The organism is Trichloromonas sp., assembly GCF_034006665.1.
Taxonomy (GTDB): domain Bacteria; phylum Desulfobacterota; class Desulfuromonadia; order Desulfuromonadales; family Trichloromonadaceae; genus Trichloromonas.
In genome coordinates this window covers 1-2524 of the sequence record NZ_JAVESI010000096.1, presented here as the reverse complement: position 1 = coordinate 2524, position 2524 = coordinate 1, and the positions used below count along the sequence as shown (strand labels likewise).

Sequence of the window (2524 nt, the reverse complement as noted above, 5' to 3'; positions counted from 1 at the left end):
AGTCCAGCCGGCGACGACCGAGTAGTAGGAGCAGATGATGAAAGCGGCGGCGACGCTGATCCAGCCCGGCGCCTGCCAGAACGAACGTTTCCCCTCCAGATGAATGAAGGCGCCGACGGCGTCCTTACGGGTGTGGCGGCCGATCATCAGCTCGGCCATCATGATCGGCAAGCCGACCACGGCGATGCAGACAAGATAGACGAGAACAAAGGCGCCGCCGCCGTTCTGGCCGGTTATGTAAGGGAATTTCCAGATGTTGCCGAGGCCGACAGCGCTGCCGGCGGCGGCGAGAATAAAACCGAGACGGGAGGCCCAAAGGGCGCGGGGGGGAGCGTAACTCATGGTATCTAAATCCGTGAGGGGTGAGGGGGTGGGGGTGAGGAGAAAAAATCAATAGAGCCATTTTGTGGGAGGTTTTTTTTACGCCTCACTCCTCACTCCTCACAAATTCAGGTATCAATCGACCTTACCCGCGTCCGCCGAAGATGGCGGTGCCGACCCGCACCAGGGTGGCGCCTTCCTCGATGGCGACCTCGAAATCGTTGCTCATGCCCATGGAAAGCTCGGCCATGCTTACGCCGGGAATGTTCAACGCCTCGATCCGCCGAGCCACTTCCCGCAGGCGGCGGAAGTAGGGGCGCACCTCTTCCGGATCGTCCAGCCAGGGGGGGAGGGCCATCAGGCCACGCAGACGCAGAAAGGGCAGCTCTGCCACCCGGCGGACCAGTTCGATCGCTTCCTCTGCGCCGGTTCCGGCTTTGCTCGACTCGTCGCCGAGATTGACTTCCAGCAGGACATCCACCGGCCGGTCGAGTTTGGCCCACTGGCGGTTGATCTCCTCGGCCAGGGAGAGGCGGTCGAGGGAGTGGATCATCGTCACCTTGCCGCGCAGGTATTTGACCTTGTTGCTCTGCAGGGCACCGATGAAGTGCCACTCCACCGGGGCGCGTACCGCTTCGGCCTTGTCGGCGAACTCCTGGACATAGTTCTCGCCGAAAAGCCGTTGCCCGGCGGCGGCCGCTTCATCGATCAGCGCCGCCGGCTTGGTCTTCGAGACCGCCACCAGCCGCACTTCCGCCGGATCCCGGCCGACGCGGGCACAGGCGGCGGCGATACGGGTCTGAATCCCTTCGATGTTTTCACGGATGGACATGGGCGGGTCCTGTCGGTTATGTCGGATTCTCAAAAAGGCGCACGGCGCCGAGGCGTTCCAAGGTGGCGACCACCTCGCACAGGGGGAGGCCGACGACGTTGGTGTAACTGCCTTCGATGGCCAGGACCATGAAGACGCCGATCCCCTGAATGGCGTAGGCGCCGGCCTTGTCCATCGGTTCGCCGGTGGCAATGTACCCCGCGATTTCCGCCGCTGTCAACGGTTTGAACCGGACCCGGGTGGCGACGACGTCGGCGTGGATCGTTCCCGTTTCGCGGTCATGGACGGCGTAGCCGGAGAGGACCCGGTGTTCCCGGCCGGAGAGGGAGCGCAGCATGGTCGCCGCCTCGGCGGTATCCGCCGGTTTGCCGAGAATGCGGCCGTCGCGCAGAACGATGGTGTCGCTACCGATAAACCAGCGGCCGGGGATGTCGGCGCGCCCGGCGACTTCCCCGGCCTTGTCGCGGGAGAGGCGCAGCACGTGTGCCTCCGGGCTTTCGCCGGGACGTTCATCCTCGGGGATGTCGCTGGGGACGACGCGGAAGGGGATGCCGACGCGTTCGAGCAGTTCGCGGCGGCGGGGAGAGGCCGAAGCCAGAACGATATCGTGAGTAGATTTCATGGCCGGGAGGATAGCGGAAAGGGCGGAAAAATGCCAGCGCGCCGAGGGGGGCTCAGCCGGTCTTTTTGATCAGGGAGGGGGAGACGACTTCAAAGCTGGCCAGCCGGTTGCGCCCCTTGCTCTTGGCCTGATAGAGGGCGATGTCGGCGGCGTTGACCAGGGTTTCGAATTTCTCACCGTCGTCGGGGTAGCAGGCGACGCCGATGCTGGTAGTGAGACGCCCCGTAGGCAGGGCCGTTTCGCCGGGGAAGATTTCCGTCTCGATCGCCCGGCGGATGCGTTCGGCGACGAAGAGGGCCTCTTCCTTGCCGGTGTTGGGCAGTAGCAGACAGAATTCCTCGCCGCCGTAACGGGTGACGATGTCCATTTCGCGAGCCGATTTCTTGAGCAATAAGGCGACTTTTTTCAGGGCGTGGTCGCCGGCGATATGTCCGCACTGGTCGTTGTAGGCCTTGAAGTGGTCGAGGTCGAGCATCATGATGGTGAAATGGTGCTTGAGCCGGGAGCAACGGCTGAGCTCTTCCTGAAAACGGGCTTCGAGCATGCGCCGGTTGTAGAGGCCGGTCAGGGGATCGCGGGCCGCCAATTCCTCCAGCTTACGGGCGTTTTCATAGACGGCGACCCGCTCGATGAGCAGGGCGGCCTGGTCGATGAGCTGATGCAAAGTGGCGAGATCGTCGTCGCCGAAGGTGGTACCGGTCTCTTTGTCCGCCAGATTGAGGACACCAACGATGCGGTCGTGGGCCTTG

Annotated in this window: 3 protein-coding genes and 1 pseudogene; all 4 read right to left on the bottom strand. The window is 63.5% G+C overall.

What is annotated here, in order from left to right; all coding sequences use genetic code 11:
- Positions 1 to 342 (bottom strand): annotated as a pseudogene (locus RBR25_RS17645) (sodium-dependent transporter); the annotation flags it as partial.
- A gap of 124 nt (positions 343 to 466) precedes the next feature.
- A complete protein-coding gene (locus tag RBR25_RS17640; protein ID WP_432820855.1) occupies positions 467 to 1153 on the bottom strand; it encodes a YggS family pyridoxal phosphate-dependent enzyme in 687 nt (228 codons plus the stop codon).
- Positions 1154 to 1169: 16 nt separating this feature from the next.
- A complete protein-coding gene (locus RBR25_RS17635) occupies positions 1170 to 1775 on the bottom strand; it encodes a Maf family protein (protein WP_432820854.1) in 606 nt (201 codons plus the stop codon).
- 52 nt (positions 1776 to 1827) lie between these two features.
- A partial coding sequence (locus RBR25_RS17630; protein ID WP_432820853.1) for a GGDEF domain-containing protein occupies positions 1828 to 2524 on the bottom strand: 697 nt, incomplete at its 5' end.